This is a genomic window from Cellulomonas sp. URHD0024 (genome assembly GCF_000426185.1).
Classification (GTDB): Bacteria; Actinomycetota; Actinomycetes; order Actinomycetales; family Cellulomonadaceae; genus Cellulomonas.
Window position 1 is genome coordinate 419914 of sequence record NZ_AUEW01000001.1, and the last position, 15819, is coordinate 435732.

Annotated in this window: 19 protein-coding genes; 12 read left to right on the forward strand and 7 right to left on the reverse strand. The window is 71.4% G+C overall.

All coding sequences use genetic code 11. The features are described from left to right. Position 1 precedes the first annotated feature (1 nt). The 4 genes from I847_RS21475 to ligD (I847_RS21480) are packed head-to-tail and all read right to left on the reverse strand — an operon-like array spanning position 2 to position 3604. On the reverse strand, positions 2–1102 hold the full coding sequence (locus tag I847_RS21475; RefSeq protein WP_034608729.1) for an App1 family protein: 1101 nt from the start codon (positions 1100–1102) through the stop codon (positions 2–4). Continuing rightward, positions 1099–1659 (reverse strand): Dps family protein, encoded by a 561-nt coding sequence (locus I847_RS0101980; protein WP_028048336.1) that lies wholly within the window; start codon positions 1657–1659, stop codon positions 1099–1101. The genes I847_RS21475 and I847_RS0101980 overlap by 4 nt, the downstream gene beginning before the upstream one ends. Positions 1660–1703: 44 nt before the next feature. Next, positions 1704–2594 carry a non-homologous end-joining DNA ligase gene (ligD, locus tag I847_RS0101985; RefSeq protein WP_028048337.1) on the reverse strand — a complete coding sequence of 297 codons (891 nt, stop codon included), beginning with the start codon at positions 2592–2594 and terminating at the stop codon, positions 1704–1706. Further along, complete coding sequence (gene ligD / locus I847_RS21480) at positions 2591–3604, reverse strand: non-homologous end-joining DNA ligase (RefSeq protein WP_369751695.1); 1014 nt, start codon at positions 3602–3604, stop codon at positions 2591–2593. The genes ligD (I847_RS0101985) and ligD (I847_RS21480) overlap by 4 nt, the downstream gene beginning before the upstream one ends. A gap of 24 nt (positions 3605–3628) precedes the next feature. On the opposite strand from ligD (I847_RS21480), the gene I847_RS0101995 reads away from it, so the two are divergent. The 4 genes from I847_RS0101995 (at position 3629) to I847_RS0102010 (ending at position 6457) form a co-directional block, all read left to right on the forward strand. Next, positions 3629–4483: a Ku protein gene (locus tag I847_RS0101995; protein WP_028048338.1), complete on the forward strand. Its 855-nt coding sequence runs from the start codon at positions 3629–3631 to the stop codon at positions 4481–4483. Beyond that, positions 4480–5526 carry a PHP domain-containing protein gene (locus I847_RS0102000; protein WP_051274382.1) on the forward strand — a complete coding sequence of 349 codons (1047 nt, stop codon included), beginning with the start codon at positions 4480–4482 and terminating at the stop codon, positions 5524–5526. Before I847_RS0101995 ends, I847_RS0102000 begins: the two co-directional genes overlap by 4 nt. Positions 5527–5669: 143 nt before the next feature. Next, entirely contained in the window at positions 5670–5951 is a 282-nt protein-coding gene (locus I847_RS0102005; RefSeq protein ID WP_028046395.1) for an HU family DNA-binding protein, read from the forward strand. A 101-nt stretch (positions 5952–6052) separates the two neighbouring features. Continuing rightward, positions 6053–6457: a Fur family transcriptional regulator gene (locus I847_RS0102010; protein WP_028048340.1), complete on the forward strand. Its 405-nt coding sequence runs from the start codon at positions 6053–6055 to the stop codon at positions 6455–6457. On the opposite strand, the gene I847_RS21485 is transcribed toward I847_RS0102010, so the two are convergent. Next, positions 6414–6938, reverse strand: a complete 525-nt coding sequence (locus tag I847_RS21485) for a DUF6328 family protein (RefSeq protein WP_051274469.1) — start codon at positions 6936–6938, stop codon at positions 6414–6416. The genes I847_RS0102010 and I847_RS21485 overlap by 44 nt on opposite strands. Before the next feature lie 71 nt (positions 6939–7009). Between I847_RS21485 and I847_RS0102020 the strand changes: the two genes are divergently transcribed. Continuing rightward, a complete protein-coding gene (locus tag I847_RS0102020) occupies positions 7010–8056 on the forward strand; it encodes a low specificity L-threonine aldolase (protein ID WP_028048341.1) in 1047 nt (348 codons plus the stop codon). A 51-nt stretch (positions 8057–8107) separates the two neighbouring features. Here the strand turns inward: I847_RS0102020 and I847_RS0102025 are convergent, their stop codons facing one another. After that, a complete protein-coding gene (locus tag I847_RS0102025; RefSeq protein ID WP_028048342.1) occupies positions 8108–9886 on the reverse strand; it encodes a DEAD/DEAH box helicase in 1779 nt (592 codons plus the stop codon). A 266-nt stretch (positions 9887–10152) separates the two neighbouring features. Continuing rightward, on the reverse strand, positions 10153–10569 hold the full coding sequence (locus I847_RS0102030) for a CoA-binding protein (RefSeq protein WP_028048343.1): 417 nt from the start codon (positions 10567–10569) through the stop codon (positions 10153–10155). Positions 10570–10688: 119 nt separating this feature from the next. Between I847_RS0102030 and I847_RS0102035 the strand changes: the two genes are divergently transcribed. From I847_RS0102035 to I847_RS0102065, 7 genes are all read left to right on the forward strand, one after another. Beyond that, positions 10689–11273 (forward strand): CDP-alcohol phosphatidyltransferase family protein, encoded by a 585-nt coding sequence (locus tag I847_RS0102035; RefSeq protein ID WP_028048344.1) that lies wholly within the window; start codon positions 10689–10691, stop codon positions 11271–11273. Positions 11274–11335: 62 nt separating this feature from the next. Beyond that, entirely contained in the window at positions 11336–12271 is a 936-nt protein-coding gene (locus I847_RS21490; RefSeq protein ID WP_081680343.1) for a DUF881 domain-containing protein, read from the forward strand. Further along, positions 12268–12600, forward strand: coding sequence for a small basic family protein (locus I847_RS0102045; protein WP_028048345.1), 333 nt, complete (start codon positions 12268–12270; stop codon positions 12598–12600). The genes I847_RS21490 and I847_RS0102045 overlap by 4 nt, the downstream gene beginning before the upstream one ends. Before the next feature lie 2 nt (positions 12601–12602). Further along, positions 12603–13814, forward strand: coding sequence for a DUF881 domain-containing protein (locus I847_RS25295; protein WP_155855954.1), 1212 nt, complete (start codon positions 12603–12605; stop codon positions 13812–13814). A 130-nt stretch (positions 13815–13944) separates the two neighbouring features. Beyond that, positions 13945–14409: an FHA domain-containing protein gene (locus tag I847_RS21500; RefSeq protein ID WP_034608732.1), complete on the forward strand. Its 465-nt coding sequence runs from the start codon at positions 13945–13947 to the stop codon at positions 14407–14409. 13 nt (positions 14410–14422) lie between these two features. After that, positions 14423–15217, forward strand: coding sequence for a MerR family transcriptional regulator (locus I847_RS0102060; protein ID WP_034608733.1), 795 nt, complete (start codon positions 14423–14425; stop codon positions 15215–15217). A 69-nt stretch (positions 15218–15286) separates the two neighbouring features. Beyond that, positions 15287–15799, forward strand: a complete 513-nt coding sequence (locus I847_RS0102065; protein WP_028048347.1) for a bifunctional nuclease family protein — start codon at positions 15287–15289, stop codon at positions 15797–15799. Positions 15800–15819: the final 20 nt, after the last annotated feature.

Below are 15819 nucleotides of genomic sequence, written 5' to 3' on the forward strand. Positions count from 1 at the left end.
GTCAGCGCAGCCTGATCCCCCGGTCGCGGACCTGCCGGGCCAGTGACGGACCGTCCGGCCCTTGCAGGACGGGAATACCCTCCCGGCGAGCCCGCAGCTCTGCCCGGAGCGAGTCGTTCGTGGGCGCTGTCACGCCGTGCGCCAGGACGTGCTCGGTGAACGTCAGCTGGCGGATGAGGATCGCGAGCACGTGTCCCGGATGGCGCTGGGCGGCACCCGCGTAGATCTGCGGGTCTCGCTGGCCGTCGTCGCCGACCAGGACCCACTGCACCTGCGGCAGCTCACGCATCAGCCGCCGGAGCTGCGTGATCTTGTGGTGGGGTCCGCTGCGGAACCAGCCGCTGTTCGTCGGCCCCCAGTCGGTCATCAGCATGGGCCCCGCCGGGAAGCGGTACCGCTGCAGGAACCGGCCGATCGTCGGCGCCGCGTTGAAGGCTCCCGTGGAGAGGTAGATCACGGGCAGCCGCTCGTCGCCGTCCAGGAGCTCTGCGTACAGCGACGACATGCCTGGGACCGGCTCGCGGGCGTTCTCGTGCCTCAGGAAGACGTTCCAGGCCGCGAGGAACGGGCGCGGCAGTCGGGTGACCATGACGGTGTCGTCGATGTCGCTGACGATGCCGAACCGCACCTCCGGGCCGATGACGTGCACCGGCGCCGTCGACGACGCACCGTCCTGCGTCGTGATCCGCACGTCGTGCCACCCCGGTTCGAGGTCGGCGGTCAGCACGACGTCGACGTAGCCCCCGCGGTCCGTCGTGACCCGGTGGACCCGGTCGCCCAGCGTGACGGTCAGAACGGCTCCCGACACCTGCGCCGTGGCAAAGCTTCGCCACCCGCGCACGGCCGGGGCCGGCCGCTCGCCGGCCTGGGCCGAGCTGCCGGCACCCGGCAGGTCCTCGTCGCCCACGATCGGGGCGGCGAGCAGGGCCCGCGCCATGACGCGGACCCAGCCCGGCGCTCCGTAGCTGGCGTACGGCTCGATCCTGACGGTCCATCCCCGCCGCCCGAGACGCGCTGCGATCCGACGGTCGATGGCGCTCTCGATGCGGGCGGCGACGTGCGGTCGTGCGCTGTGCACGTCCGAAGGTCCGGCACCGGTCACACGTCGTCCTTCGCACCGGCCTTCTTGGCGGAGCCCTTCTCGGTGCTCGACGACCCCGTCGTGAGCGCCCCGCCGACCGACTCCAGGTGCGCGCGTACGAACCAGTGGAAGAGCTCGAGCTCGTGCAGGTGCCCGATGAGCATGTCGTTGGTGACCGGGTCGGTCTCCTCCGTCGCCTCCGCCGCCTCCCGGTGGGAGGTGATGATGCCGACGTAGACCACGTCGAGCGCGCCGAGGTGCGCGATGGCGCTGTCGCGGCCGATCGAGTAGTCGTCCCAGGTGCGGTTCTTCACCAGCGCGCCGGGCGTCCCGACGGGTGCGACTCCGAGCGTCGCGATGCGCTCGGCGATCGCGTCGACCATGAGCCGCACGGCGTCGACCTGCGGGTCGATCATCTCGTGCACCGCGATGAAGTGCGGGCCCACGACGTTCCAGTGGATGTGCTTGAGGGTGAGTGCCAGGTCGTTCAACGCATCAAGCCGGCCCTGCAGGACGGCGGCGACCTCGGCTCCCTGCTCCGGCGTGAGGGACGGGACTGTGTACTTGGGCAGCGCCATGGCGATCTCCTTCGGTCTGTGTCCCGCTACGTTGCCGCAGGTCGTCAGCCCCCGCCATCCGAGAAGGGGTCACCGCGCTCGGCGAACCGCGCGACCACCTCCTCGGGCGTCAGCTGCTGCAGACCCGGACGGATCTCGTCCCACCAGCGGGGCGCCGCGGCGTGCGGCACCTCCCGCCCCCGCAACGAGTAGGGCGTGATGGTGGTCTTGCTCGGGTGGTTCTGCGACCAGTCGATCAGCACCTTCCCGCCGCGCAGGTCCTTCTTCATGATCGCGACGACGAGGTTCGAGTTCGCGGCCGCGATCTCGTAGGCGAGGTCGTGGGCGTACTGCCGCACCTCCATCACGGTCTGCGTCCCCGGCAGGCGTGCGTACAGCTGCATGCCCTTGCTGCCCGACGTCACGGGCACGATCGCGTCGAGGCCGTCCGCGCGCAACCGGTCGGCCACGAGATGGGCGACCTTCGCGCACGCGTCCAGCCCTGCAGGCGGCCCGGGGTCGAGGTCGACGACGAGCCGGTCGGGGCGGTGGACCTTGCCGCGCGGCCCCACCCGCCACTGCGGCGTGTGCAGCTCGAGCGCCCCCTGGTTCGCCGCCCAGACCAGCCCCGCGAGGTCGTCGAGGAAGGGCAGCTCGAGCTCGGCGCCCTCGTCGTCGGATCCCGGCGCGGCCCTGATCTTCTGCCGACGGACCCAGGCGGGCGCACCGCGCGGGGTGTTCTTCTCGAAGAACTTCTCGCCCTCCACGCCGTCCGGCCACCGGATCCGGGTGACCGGACGGTCCCGCAGCTGCGCGAGCAGGGCCGGCGCGACGCCCACCGAGTAGTTCATCACCTCGGCCTTCGTCATCCCGGTCGTGGGGTACATGACCTTCTCCAGGTGGCTCACGCGGACGGCGCGGCCCTCCACGTCCACCATCTGCCGTTCCGGCGTCACGGCTGCTCCCAGGGGTCGGCGTCGGTGTCGGTCCGTACCCCGCGCACCACCGGCTGGCGCAGGCGACCGGTGGGGTTACGGGCGAGGTACAGGGTGTCGACGACGACGACCGGGTCCACCCAGTGGGTCCCGCGCGCGTCCAGTGCTGGGACCTCCTCGTCGAACGGCGAGTCGGTCCGGGCGTGCTCCACGAGCAGCTCGCGCATCCTGGCCGCCTTCGGACCGCTCAGGCCGCTGCCGGCGCGTCCGAGGAACCGCAGCGCGCCATTCGCGTCGCGGGCGCCGAACAGCACGGCGCCGAGCCGTCCCGACCCGTTCGTCTCCACCCGCCATCCGCACACCAGTGCGGCACGCGTCCGGCGGTGCGGCGCCTTGACCCACTCCTCCGAGCGTCGACCCGGGTGGTACATCGAGGTGCGCTTCTTCGCGACGACGCCCTCGAGCCCCAGCTGCCGGGTGACCCCCCACAGGTCCTGCCCGTCGGGGTAGACGGGGGAGCGTTGCACGTTCTCGGGCAGGGTGAGCCGTTCGAGGAGCGCTCGACGCTCGTCGTACGTCGAACCGGTGACGTCGACACCGTCGGTCCGCACGACGTCGAACACCATGAACGTCACCGGTTGTCGTGCCGCGAGGGCCGCCGCACGACGGCTGTCGCGCACGTGCATCCGCTCGGCGAGTGCGGTGAACGACGGGATGCCGTCGGCCAGCAGCACGATCTCGCCGTCGAGGATCACGTCGTCGATGGCCGCGAGACCCGCCAGCTCGGGGTACGCAACGGTGATCTCGCGCTCCTGCCGGCTCCACAGCCGCAGGACGCCCGTGGTCGTGTCGGCGAGCGCGCGGACGCCGTCCCACTTGACCTCGTAGGACCACTGCGAGCCGCGCGGAAGTTCCGTCGGACCGGTGGGGGGGTGGCGAGCATGGGCTCCACGGGTCCATCCTGCCGGTAGAAGGTCGCGCGGGTCGCGCCCTTGGTTCTGCGTGCATGCGGTTGGTTCGGACCACCGCACCCTCGACGACGAAAGGTCACCACCATGCGAGCGATCTGGAAGGGCTCGGTCGCCTTCGGGCTGGTCAACGTTCCTGTGCGCCTCTACTCGGCGACAGGGGAGCACGAGGTGACGCTCCACCAGGTCCACCGCGAGGACGGCGGCCGCATCCGGTACCGCAAGTTCTGCAGCATCGACGGCGAGCCCGTCGAGATGTCGGACATCGCCAAGGGCTACGAGACCGAGGACGGCGAGCTGGTCGTCCTCACCGACGAGGACTTCCGCTCGCTGCCGCTGTCGACGGAGCGCGAGATCGAGGTGCTCGAGTTCGTCCCCGTGGACCAGGTCGACCCGATCCTGCTGCAGAAGACGTACTACCTCGAGCCCGAGAAGTCCGCCGCCAAGCCGTACGCGCTGCTGCGCGGTGCGTTGGAGCAGGCCGACCGCGTGGCCGTGGTCAAGGTCGCGCTGCGCCAGCGTGAGTCGATGGCGATCCTGCGCGTCCGCGACAAGGCCATCGTCATGCAGACGCTGCTGTGGCCCGACGAGGTACGTGCGGTCGACTTCCCGGTTCTGGACGAGGAGGTCACCGTCCGCCCGCAGGAGCTGGCGATGGCGGCGTCCCTCGTCGACTCGCTCGCCGCCGACTTCGACCCGAGCCAGTACGAGGACCGCTACGCGGGTGCGCTCGAGGCGATGATCCAGGCCAAGGTCTCCTCCGGCGACACGCAGTCGGTTCCGGTCCCCCCCGGCGAGGAGACGTCGGGGGACGGCGGCGGGGACGTCGTCGACCTGCTCGCCGCGTTGCAGCGCAGTGTCGAGAAGGCGCGGAGCGCGCGCGGTGAGGAGCCGGCCAAGGCTCCCGAGGAGCCGAAGAAGCGGAAGTCCAAGGCGTCGTGAGCCCGGCAGACCGAGCGGCGTCCGAGCGGCAGGCGGACGCCGTCGCAGCCCTGCGCCGGATCGCGTTCCTCCTGGAGCGTGCGCAGGCGAGCGCGTACCGCAGCGAGGCGTTCCGCAAGGCCGCCGTGAGCGTCGAGAAGCAGGACCCGCAGCGTCTCGCGGTCCTGGCGACCACGGGTGCGCTGGCCACGTTGCCGTCCGTCGGCGCCCGCACGGCGGACGTCGTCGCCCATGTGCTGCGTGGCAAGCCGGTCGAGTACCTGGGCACCCTCGAGGACGAGTATGCCGCGTCGACGTTGGATCCGGCGGCGGCCGAGGTGCGACGAGCGCTGCGCGGCGACCTGCACGCCCACACGGAGGCCAGCGACGGGTCCACGCCGATCCAGGAGATGGTGCTTGCCGCGATGGAGCTCGGGCACGAGTACCTCGCGATCACGGACCACTCGCCGCGCCTGACGGTCGCCAGCGGGCTGTCCGCCCCACGGTTGCGGGCCCAGCTGGACCAGGTCGCCGCGCTGAACACGGTGGTCGGGCCGTTCAGGGTGCTGACCGGCATCGAGGTCGACATCCTCGACGACGGCGGGCTGGACCAGGACCCGGACCTGCTCGACCGGCTGGATGTCGTCGTCGCCTCCGTCCACTCCAAGCTGCGCATGGACCGCGGACCCATGACCGAACGGATGCTCACGGCCGTCCGCAATCCCCGCACCGACATCCTGGGCCACTGCACGGGACGCCAGATCAAGGGCAAGAGCCGCCCGCAGAGCGAGTTCGACGCCCGTCGCGTGTTCGACGCCTGCGCCGAGCACGGGGTCGCCGTGGAGATCAACTGCCGCCCCGACAGGCTCGACCCGCCCCACGACCTGCTCGACATCGCCATCGAGGCCGGGTGCCTGTTCTCGATCGACACCGACGCGCACGCCCCCGGCCAGCTCGACTGGCTCGGGGCAGGCTGTGAGCGGGTCGCGCAGCACGATCTCGATCCCGCCCGCATCATCACCACGTGGCCGCTGGAGGCTGTCCTGGCGCGCGCGCACAGGTGACGCGACACGCCCGGATCGGTCTGGAGGCCCTTCACGGGTTAGTGTCAGCCGGTCGTCCCCGGGCACGTCGGTACCCCCTCATGCCCGGGCACACCTCGGCCCGCACCTGGGCCCGCATTCCGAGTGAACAAGGAGCACATCTAGTGAGCGTGAACCGCACCGAGCTCGTCCAGGCCCTCGCCGCCAAGGCGGGCCTGACCAACACGGACGCCGACAAGGCCCTGAAGGCCCTCCAGGAGGTCGTGGTCGAGAACCTTGCCAAGGGCGAGGCCGTCACGATCCCCGGCTTCCTCGCAGTCGCCCGCGCCGAGCGTGGTGCCCGCACCGGTATCAACCCGCAGACCGGTGAGAAGCTCGAGATCCCCGCGGGCTTCCGCGTGAAGCTCACTGCGGGCAGCGCCCTCAAGCGCGCCGTGCAGGGCTGACGCAGCACCTCCAGCACGTCAGGCCGGGCCCCCGATCCACTGGGATCGGGGGCTCGGTCTCGTATGATCTTGGGAACGACTCTCAGGAAGGCGGCTCCGCGATGGTGGTCGTCCCGCGCCAGACGCGGCAGCGCGCCGAGATCCTCGACCTGCTCTCGGACGTCGACGAGTTCCGCAGCGCGCAGCAGCTGCACGAGATGCTGCGCTCGCGGGGTTCGAGCGTCGGCCTCGCCACGGTCTACCGCGCGGTGCAGAGCCTGTCCGAGCACGGTGACGTCGACGTGCTGCGGACCGAGGAGGGGGAGTCGGTCTACCGCCTCTGCGAGCAGCGCAGCCACCACCATCACCTCGTGTGCCGGTCGTGTGGCCGGACCGTCGAGATCGACGCGGGTCAGGCTGAGGCGTGGGCGTCACAGGTGGGGGCCGCGCACGGGTTCGACGACGTCGAGCACACGATCGAGCTCATCGGGACGTGTGCCGGCTGCCGGGCGGCCGCTGCGTCGTAGCGCTTCGGTCCGTGCGTCGCCCGATGACCTGGGGGAGCACCCACCAGAACCCGAGGAGGACGACGAGCGACGACACGCCGACGAGCAGCCCGGCGGTACGCCCGAGCACGACGTCGAAGAGGAGCATCGCTCCGCCGGCGAGGACGAGTGCCAGGACGAACAGCCCGACGCGCGCGAACCGGTTTCCCCACTCGACGAGCTGCGGCTTGAGGTGTCGGCGAAACAGGACCCGGTGCAGGGGGACCGGCGTGAGCAGCAGGGCCGTCGCCAGCACGGCGAGCAGCACCAGCACCAGGTAGAGGTTGCGCTCGTAGGTGTCGAGCGTCGCGAATCTCTGCTGGAACGGGATCGTCAGCAGGAAGCCCGTGAGGATCTGCGTGCCGGTCTGGGACACCCGCAGCTCCTGGAGGAGCTCGCTCCAGTTGCGGTCGGCCCTCTGGTTGGCCGTCTCGGTCCGACCGTCGTCCGGGTCTGCGTCCATCGGGTCCACCGTCACCTCCTGCCGACTGCTCGGATCATGCCGCACGGGAAGCCCCAGGGCACACTTGAGCCGTGACCAGACTGCACGACGCCGACCGCCGGGACTTCGCGTCCGACAACTATGCGGGGACGCATCCGGAGATCCTCGAGGCGATCGCGTCGGCGAACGGCGGGCACCAGACGTCGTACGGCGAAGACGTCTACACGGCACGCCTCCAGACCGTGCTCCAGCAGCACTTCGGGCCGACGGCTTCCGCGTTCCCGGTCTTCAACGGCACCGGCGCCAACGTGCTGTCCCTGCAGTCGCTGCTGCCGCGCTGGGGCGCGGTCATCTGCTCCGACACCGCACACATCCAGACGGACGAGAACGGTGCCCCGGAGCGGATCGGAGCCCTCAAGCTGCTCACGGTCCCGACGCCCGACGGCAAGCTCACTCCGGACCTTGTGGCCACCCAGGCATGGGGGTTCGGCGACGAGCACCGCGCCCAGCCCGGGGTCGTCTCCATCACGCAGAGCACCGAGCTGGGCACGCTCTACACGCCGGACGAGATCCGCGCCCTGGCCGACCAGGCGCACGCGCTCGGCATGCGCCTGCACCTCGACGGCGCCCGGATCTCCAACGCGGCTGCGGCCCTCGACCTGCCGCTGCGGGCCTTCACCACCGATGCGGCCGTGGACGTCGTCTCCCTCGGCGGGACGAAGAACGGGCTGCTGTTCGGGGAGGCGGTCGTCGTGCTCACCCCGGACGCCGACGGCGGTCTCCTCTACCTGCGCAAGATGGACATGCAGCTGGCCTCGAAGATGCGGTTCGTCTCCGCGCAGCTCGTGGCGCTGTACGAGGGCGATCTCTGGTTGCGGTCCGCCACGCACGCGAACGCGATGGCGGCCCGTCTGCGGGCGGGCATCGAGCACCTCCCCGGCGTCCGGGTGACGCGGCCGACCCAGGCGAACGGCGTGTTCGTCGTCTTCCCGGCCGGGGTCGTCGAGGCGCTGCGACGCCGCTGGCGGTTCTACGACTGGGACGTCGCCACCGGCGAGGTCCGACTCATGTGCTCGTTCGACACGACCGAGTCGGACGTGGACGAGCTGGTCGCGGCAGTGGCGTCCGAAGTCGCCTGAGCGCGAGAAAGCCTCGCCTCTCGTCGGAGAGGCGAGGCTTCGTCGTCGATGTCAGGAGCGGCCGCGCGCCGGGCCGTGGCTCGGGCGCGAGGCACCCTGGCCGGGGCGCGGGCCCGTGTCCTGGCGGATCCGCAACGGACGACCGGCGACGCGCGTACGCGCCAGACGGTCGATGACCTCGGGGGTCAGTCCGGACGGGATGTCGACGAGGGCGAAGCTGCCGAAGATGTCGATCTTGCCGACGTCCTTGCCGGTGAGGCCACCCTCACCGGTCAGCGCGCCCACCAGGGCGCCCGGCTGGAGACCGTCCCGGTGGCCGACCGCCACGCGCCAGCGCGGGGAACCGCCGGCGATGTGCGTGCTGTTGTTGCGACGCTCGCCACGCTCAGGGCGGTCGTAGCTCCGGCCGCTCGCGTGCTCGCCGTCGCGGTCCCGCCCGTTGCCACCACTGAGGTGAGCACGCGAGAGCGCATCGTCGAGGTCGTCGCCGCTCGCAGCCTGCGGGCCCTCGTCACCGACGGCGAGAGCCGTCAGGACGGCGAGCAGGTCGACCGGGTCGACGTCCGGGTTCTGCGCCAGGTGGACCGCGATGGCCTCGCGGTACAGGTCCAGGCGGCCGATCTCCTTGCGCTCGGCCGTGCGGGCGAGCAGCCCGGTGACCTTGTGCGCTGAGACCTCGACGGGCGTCGGGATCTCCACCTGGATGAGCGACTGGCGCGTGGTCCGTTCGATCTGACGCAGACGCGACTGCTCGGCCGGCGTGACGAACGACAGCGCCTCACCCTCGCGACCGGCGCGGCCGGTGCGACCGATGCGGTGCACGTAGGTCTCGGGCTCGCGCGGCACGTCGAAGTTCACGACGAGGCCGATCCGGTCGACGTCCAGCCCGCGGGCGGCCACGTCGGTCGCGACGAGCACGTCGAGCGCACCGGTGCGGAGGCGGTCGACGATCTTCTCGCGCTCCGTCTGAGCCACGTCGCCCGAGATGTAGGCGGCGGAGATGCCACGCTCGATCAGCGCGCTGCCGACCTCCTCGGCCGCACCGCGGGTGCGGACGAACACGATCGCGGCATCGGCCTCGGACACGGCGAGCACGCGGGCGAGCGCGCCGGTCTTGTGGCGGTGGGGGACGACCGCGTAGGTCTGGCGGACGCTCGTCACCGTGGACGCCTGGCGCGACACGGTGATCTCGACCGGACGCGTCAGGTGCTGCTCGGCGACGCGGCGGATGGGCGGCGGCATCGTCGCGGAGAACAGCGCGACCTGGCGCTCACGCGGCGCGGCCGACAGGACCCGGTCCACGTCCTCGGCGAAGCCCATGCGGAGCATCTCGTCGGCCTCGTCGAGCACGAGGAAGCGGACGTCCGCCATCTTCAGGGTGTGACGGTCGAGGTGGTCGAGCACGCGGCCCGGGGTACCGACGACGACCTGGGCGCCACGGGCCAGCGCACGCTGCTGCGGCAGGAACGGCGAACCGCCGTAGACGGCCAGGACGTTGAGGCCGGGCAGGTGCGTCGCGAACGACTGGATCGCGTCGGCGACCTGCATGGCGAGCTCACGCGTCGGCGTCAGGACGATGGCCTGCACCGCGTGCACGTCCATGTCGATCGACGCCAGGAGGGGCAGGCCGAACGCGGCCGTCTTGCCGGTGCCGGTCTGGGCGACGCCGACGATGTCGCGGCCGCTCAGCAGGGCAGGGACGGCCTGTGCCTGGATCGCGGACGGAGTGGTGAAGCCCAGGTCGGCGATAGCGGCCTCGAGCGCCGGAGGGAGTCCCAGCTCGTCGAAGGTGCCGTTCTCGGGCATGGAAGAGGGCGCAACAGAACTCATGAAATGAGAAACCGATCATCGCGGGGCGGAGCCCTGAACCGTGCACCGGGTCGGCGAACAGCGGGTCGCAGCCCCGGACCACCCAGTGGCAACCGCGTCTCGCGGTGCCTAGACCTCACAACAAGAGGCGGGCCCCAGCCACTGCCGTGCAGGCAGTGATGGTGGCGACGCCTCGAAGGGGGACGCGACGAACTCCAGATTCGGGGCAAGTCTAGCCGGGCGCGCGCCCGGTTGTCCGGACCGGTTCGCGTGACGTCGGGCACAGGTCACGTCAGGCCGAGCCGCGGACCCTCGATCGCCGGGCAGGCGTTCATGACGACGTCGAGTCCGGCCGCCTCCGCGCGCGCCGCCGCCTCCTCGTCGATGACGTCGAGCTGGAGCCACACCGCCCCGGCGCCGACCGCGATGGCCTGGTCGACGACGCCACCGGCCAGGCTGCGGTTGACGAAGACGTCCACCACGTCGATCGGCCCCTGGACCTCCGCGAGGGAGCGCACCCCAGCCGCGCCGTGGACCGCGTCCCCGCTCGGGTGCACCGGGACGATCTCCTTGCCGATCCGGCCCAGGTAGGCCGACACCCCGTAGGCGGCCCTCGCCCGGTTCGACGACAGGCCGACCACCGCCCATCGACCCGGGGCTGTCAGGAGCCGTCGGATCACCTCAGGGTCGTTGCGATGCGCCATAGCGCCAGCGTCGCACCAACGGGCCGTGCCCGCCGCGCGCCACGGTCGGGAGCGTGCCGGTCGCGCGCATAGGATCGTCGCCGCGCACAGTCCGCACGGGGATCAGGAAGTGGCAGGCGATGATCGACGACAACACCGTCTCCTCGCGCGTGCTGACGATCCCCAACGCGATCAGCTTCGTCCGGCTCCTGCTCGTGCCGGTGTTCGCGGTTCTCCTGGCCACTGGCAACGACGGCTGGGCGATCCTCGTCCTCGCCGTCTCCGGTGCGTCCGACTGGCTCGACGGGGTGCTCGCCCGTCGGCTCGGACAGGTCTCGAGGCTGGGCCAGCTGCTCGACCCCGCAGCCGACCGCCTGTTCATCATCGTCACGCTCGTGGCCCTTGCCTGGCGTGACGTCGTCCCGTGGTGGCTGCTCGGTGTGCTGGTGCTCCGGGACGTGGTGCTCGGCATCATGCTGCTCGTGCTCGGCCGCGCCGGCTACGCACCGCTCCCGGTTCACCTGGCAGGCAAGGCCGGCACCTTCGCCCTGCTGTACGCGTTCCCGCTCCTTCTGCTCGCCGAGCTCGACTCGTGGGTCGGTGTGGTCGCCGGCGTGGTCGGCTGGGCGTTCGCGCTCTGGGGCGTGGCCCTGTACTGGTTCGCGGGCGCCCTGTATCTCGCGCAGGCGGCGAGCCTGCTGCGCGCACCGGCGGAGCAGGCATGAGCTCCCGGCACGGCACTGAGAGACCGCTGCCGGTCGCGCCTGCTCGGCCACCCGACGCATCGATGACGCTGCTGACCGAGGTGTACCGACGCCCGCTCGACCCCGGGTACGCCGAGGCCGCAGCCCGGCGAGCCACCGGAACGGCGAGCCCACGCACCATCCGGTCGCTCTCGACGCTCGTCGTGATCGCCGTCGTCCTCGGGCTCGGCACCACGGCCGCGACCATCGCCCTGCGCCATCCCGCGAGCTCCGTGCAGAAGGCACGCGAGATCCTCGAGGGGCAGATCGGGGAGCGCACCGAGAAGGCCGAGAACCTCCAGGCCCAGATCGACGAGCTCACGGGCCAGGTCAGCTCGCTGCAGGCGGAGGTCCTGGGCGACGACGACCGTGCGCTGCAGGAGGGCGCGGACGCCGTGGCTGTCGAGTCGGGCGTCCAGCCGGTCGAGGGGCGCGGACTGCGTATCGAGCTCACCGACGCGCCCACGGAGGACCCGGACACCGAGGACCCGAAGCTGCGCGTCCAGGACCAGGACCTGCAGGTGCTGGTCAACGGCCTGTGGGCGTCCGGCGCGGAGGCGATCGCGGTCAACGGGCAGCGACTCACCTCGATGACGGCCATCCGCTCTGCCGGGGACGCCGTGCTGGTCGACCTCGTCCCGCTGAGCAGCCCGTACAAGGTCGACGCGATCGGGAACCCGGTGGCGATGCAGCCGGCACTCGCCCGGTCGAGCGCCGGTCAGCGCCTCTCCACACTGCGCACGAGCTTCGGGATCGGCGTCCAGATGTCGTCGCAGTCCCGCCTCAAGCTCCCAGGCACCGGGCCGGTCACGCTGCACGACGCGACGAGGCTGGGTCTGGGCGAGGCCACGGAGCCGACCCCGTCGACGACCCCGAGCCCGACGCAGAGCGGGACGGCCGATGCGTTCGGCGCGGGACGTGCGCCCGACGAGTCCGGTGTGGCATCGTCGGCACGTCTTTCGGGGAGGGAGGGCACATGATCGCCGTCATCGGGCTGCTCATCGGCATCGTGGGCGGGCTGCTCCTTCAGCCGACCGTGCCCACCGAGCTGCAGCCGTACCTGCCGATCGCTGTCGTCGCAGCGCTCGATGCGCTCTTCGGCGGGCTGCGCGCCATGCTCGACGGCATCTTCGACGACCGCGTCTTCCTGATCTCGTTCTTGTCGAACGTCGTGGTGGCCGCCCTGATCGTCTTCCTCGGCGACCAGCTGGGCGTCGGGACGCAGCTGTCGACCGCCGTCGTCGTCGTGCTCGGGATCCGCATCTTCTCCAACGCTGCCTCGATCCGCCGTCACCTGTTCAAGGCGTGACCGTGGACACCCCGTCGGACGAGAGAGAGGGTCGGGACGACCTGGAGCCTGGTCGCCCGAGCCCGCTCGAGGTGTTCGACGCCCTCAACGAGCCCCGCCCTGACCTCGCTGGGCCGGTCGTCAACGACGACGAGTCGCCTCTCGCAGCTGCTGCCGCCGCCGAGCTCGCCCGCGCAGAAGCCATCGAGCAGGCTCGCGCGGACGCGATCGAGGAGTCGGCGCACGACGCACCGGACGACGCACCGGACGTCGAGGTCGCCCCGAGCTCCGAGCCCGGGACAGACGAGCCCACAGGCTCCGACGACGAGCCCACGGGGTTCGACGACGCGCCTGCCCGGTCCGGCGAGGCGCCCGCCTGGGCAGAGGACGCGTCCGCCGGGTCGGAGGACGAGTCCGCCGTCGACGGGCTCGAGCCCGCCGTCGACCAGGACGAGCGTTCGTCGGGGCCTGAACAGCCGGCGAGTCCGGCAGCACCCGCGTCGCCGGGCGCATGGGCGGTGCTCGGGCGGGCACTGCGGCCGCGGATGACGCGGGCCCAGGTCCTGGCGGGAGTGCTGTGCGCCATGCTCGGGTTCGCGCTCGTGGTCCAGGTGCGTCAGGCGGCCGGCGCTGACCTGAGCTCCATGCGCCAGCAAGACCTCGTGCGCATCCTCGACGAGGTGACCAACCGCAGCGACGCGTTGGCGAACGAGTCGGCGGACCTCACCCGGGAGCGGGACGAGCTCCTGTCGGGCTCGGACCGACGCCAGGCCGCGCTCGACGCCCTGCGCCGCAGCGCCGAGACCCAGGGCATCCTGACGGGCCGGCTTCCGGCGGAGGGACCCGGTGTCGTCGTGACGCTCACGGAGCCGAACGACTCGAACGGGCTCGTCAAGCCGATCACGATGCTCGACGTGCTCGAGGAGCTGCGCAACGCGGGCGCCGAGGCGATCGAGCTGAACGGTCAGCGAGTGACGGCGAGCAGTGCGTTCACGGGCACCGCCGGTGCCATCGAGCTCGACGGAGTCGCCTTGGTCTCGCCGTACGTGTGGACGGCGATCGGCGACCCGGAGACGATCGACCCTGCTCTGCAGATCCCAGGCGGCGCGATGGCGCAGGTGCGCAACAACCGAGCCGAGGGCACGGTCGACCGCCGGGACAACGTCCAGATCACAGCCCTGCGCGTCATCCCGGACCCCGTGTACGCCACCCCGGTACCTCCGTCGAAGAAATGACCCTGGTTTGTCGGCCTTCGCCCGCCGTGCGCATCTCGACGGTGCTGCGCGGGACGCCCCGGTCCGCATAGGGTGTGAAACGCGTGGCGGTCAGCCCGCTTGCAGAGTCGGAACCGGGCCGGGAGGTGGCATGAGCAGCGACGATTCGCGCGTCGGCGGTCCGACATCCGGACAAGACACGACCATGAGTTTTGGTGCGATCGAGCCCGTCGAGATCGAGGCCGCTGCGCCCGTCGGACTCACCCCCGACGAGATCGGGGCGGTGAACGCCCTGCCGCCCACGTCCGCGCTGCTCGTCATGCAACGGGGCCCCAGTGCAGGGGCACGGTTCCTGCTCGACGCCGAGCGGACCGTCGCAGGCCGCTCGACCGGGGCGGACATCTTCCTCGACGACGTGACGGTGTCGCGCAAGCACGCGGAGTTCGTCCGCGAGGGCAACCAGTTCGTCGTCCGCGACATCGGCTCGCTCAACGGCACCTACGTGAACCGCACCCGGATCGACCAGTCGGTCCTGCGGGCCGGCGACGAGGTGCAGATCGGCAAGTACCGCATGACGTTCCATCCCAGCCCGCACCGGGACGCGGCGGACGCGTGAACCGACGGATCGGATGGACCGGGGGCATCGCGTGGTGAGTGCACGACCGAACCGGCTGGACGCCGTGCACGAACCTGCGACGACGCAGGACGCCGCACCGACCGACGAGCTCTGGCCGCGCGGCATCTCGCGCCGCGCGACCATGCGGATCTCGGACGTGCTCGCCGGCCTGCAGATCGAGTTCCCCGCCGTGACGACGTCCAAGCTGCGGTTCCTCGAGGAGCAGGGCCTGATCGAACCGGTGCGCACGCCGTCGGGGTACCGCCAGTACTCGCCGGCCGACGTCGAGCGCCTCCGGTTCGTCCTGCGCCAGCAGCGCGACCGGTACATGCCGTTGAAGGTGATCGGCGAACGGCTCGCGGCGCTGGACGCAGGGGAGGAGGACGAGCCTGCGCCCCGGGCCCGGTTGGCCACCCGCGACGGCGTTCGTGAGTCCTCCGGGACTCGCCTGACGCTGGAGGTCCTCTCGACCGAGGCGGGGGTCGAGGCGGCGTTCATCGAGGACCTGGTCACCGCCGGAATCGTGCGGCCGCACCCGTCCGGCGCCTTCGACTCCTGGGCGCTCCAGATCGTCGTCTCGGCGGCGGCCCTCGCCGAGCACGGGATCGACCCGCGGCACCTGCGCCAGTTCCGTGCTGCGGCTGACCGTCAGGCGGACCTGGTCGAGCAGGTGGTTGCGCCGTGGCGCGGCCAGCGCAGCGCATCGAGCCGTGCACGCGCAGGAACGCTCGCCGCGGAGGTCGGCGAGCTCTGCACGCAAATGCACACGGCCCTCGTACGCGCGGCCGTCGCCGACCTCGCTCCGTAACGGGACCGAGACACACTCGCGCCCCCCACCACCACGCCGGATCGCCCTGGGCGTCGTAGGTTGGGCCGTATGGGGGAAGATCCTGAGCTGATTCCCGTCGAGGTCGTGGGTGTACGTCAGCACCTGGCGGACGACGAGATCGTCGTGCTGCTCCTGGACCCCGACTCGGAGCTCCTCGTGCCCATCCTCATCGGGCCGTCCGAGGCGAGTGCGATTGCCTCCGCGCAGGCGGGGATCGTGCCGCCGCGCCCGATGACCCACGACCTGCTGCGGGACGTCCTGGTCGCAACCGGCTCGGGCCTGACCCGCGTCGAGATCACCCGGCTGGAAGAGGGCGTGTTCCACGCCGAGCTGGTGCTGCGCACCGGTCCGCGCGTCGACTCGCGCGCATCCGACGCCATCGCTCTGGCTCTGCGGTTCTCGTGCCCGGTCCTCTGCTCCGCCGAGGTGGTCGCCGTGGCCGGCGTCGAGGTCCGCACAGCGTCCTCCGAGCAGGACCTCGAGCGGTTCCGTCGGTTCCTGGACCTGGTGACGCCGGAGGACTTCGGCACCGGCAGCGAGCCCGACGACGAGGGGTTGTGATCAAACCTTCCGGTTCAGGT

Coding starts and splice junctions, on each gene's coding strand:
- I847_RS0101980 (WP_028048336.1), bottom strand. CDS start 1,659: ATGGCGCTGCCCAAGTACACAGTCCCGTCCCTCACGCCGGAGCAGGGA.
- I847_RS0101995 (WP_028048338.1), top strand. CDS start 3,629: ATGCGAGCGATCTGGAAGGGCTCGGTCGCCTTCGGGCTGGTCAACGTT.
- I847_RS0102010 (WP_028048340.1), top strand. CDS start 6,053: ATGGTGGTCGTCCCGCGCCAGACGCGGCAGCGCGCCGAGATCCTCGAC.
- I847_RS21485 (WP_051274469.1), bottom strand. CDS start 6,938: ATGGACGCAGACCCGGACGACGGTCGGACCGAGACGGCCAACCAGAGG.
- I847_RS0102025 (WP_028048342.1), bottom strand. CDS start 9,886: ATGAGTTCTGTTGCGCCCTCTTCCATGCCCGAGAACGGCACCTTCGAC.
- I847_RS0102030 (WP_028048343.1), bottom strand. CDS start 10,569: ATGGCGCATCGCAACGACCCTGAGGTGATCCGACGGCTCCTGACAGCC.
- I847_RS0102035 (WP_028048344.1), top strand. CDS start 10,689: ATGATCGACGACAACACCGTCTCCTCGCGCGTGCTGACGATCCCCAAC.
- I847_RS21490 (WP_081680343.1), top strand. CDS start 11,336: ATGACGCTGCTGACCGAGGTGTACCGACGCCCGCTCGACCCCGGGTAC.
- I847_RS0102045 (WP_028048345.1), top strand. CDS start 12,268: ATGATCGCCGTCATCGGGCTGCTCATCGGCATCGTGGGCGGGCTGCTC.
- I847_RS21500 (WP_034608732.1), top strand. CDS start 13,945: ATGAGCAGCGACGATTCGCGCGTCGGCGGTCCGACATCCGGACAAGAC.
- I847_RS0102060 (WP_034608733.1), top strand. CDS start 14,423: ATGGACCGGGGGCATCGCGTGGTGAGTGCACGACCGAACCGGCTGGAC.
- I847_RS0102065 (WP_028048347.1), top strand. CDS start 15,287: ATGGGGGAAGATCCTGAGCTGATTCCCGTCGAGGTCGTGGGTGTACGT.